This window comes from Liquorilactobacillus sicerae (genome assembly GCF_029916425.1).
GTDB lineage: Bacteria > Bacillota > Bacilli > Lactobacillales > Lactobacillaceae > Liquorilactobacillus > Liquorilactobacillus sicerae.
In genome coordinates this window covers 1-435 of record NZ_JAHAVQ010000265.1, presented here as the reverse complement: position 1 = coordinate 435, position 435 = coordinate 1, and the positions used below count along the sequence as shown (strand labels likewise).

The window sequence follows — 435 nt, the reverse complement described above, 5'->3', positions numbered from 1 at the left end:
ATTTTATTCCTTCAACTTCGAAATGGCTCACTTCCAGAGCTTTATATGGAAAATTAATATCTCGTTCAGCTAGTATTTTTTCGATCCAAACTAAAGTTTCCGGATTTTCTGCTGTATGAAGCGTTACAAATTGATGTTTATATTTATTCCAAAAATAGCGAGCCTCATTTGCTCGTAAACCGGCTCGAGTTTTAGCAACCGGCGACCTTGCAAGGCCTGTTGTTGAGACATCTTTAAAATTAACTATGTATGCCAAATAGATTCCTCCTAAGTCTACTATTAGCTTAATTAAAGACATTTTTAAAATTAAGTGGTTTTAGAAAAACTTAGGTGCCTGGGCATAAAATTTTTGTAACTTATCTTTACTTACCGTAATGTATCACTATTATAATAGAAATTATTTTTTTGATTGTTCAGTCATATCATCAAGATAGG

The 435-nt window shown here is 32.4% G+C and carries 1 pseudogene; it reads right to left on the bottom strand.

Features of this window, described 5'->3' with window-relative positions:
* Positions 1–256: pseudogene (locus KH893_RS12365) on the bottom strand (phage tail protein); the annotation flags it as partial.
* Between the last annotated feature and the right edge of the window lie 179 nt (positions 257–435).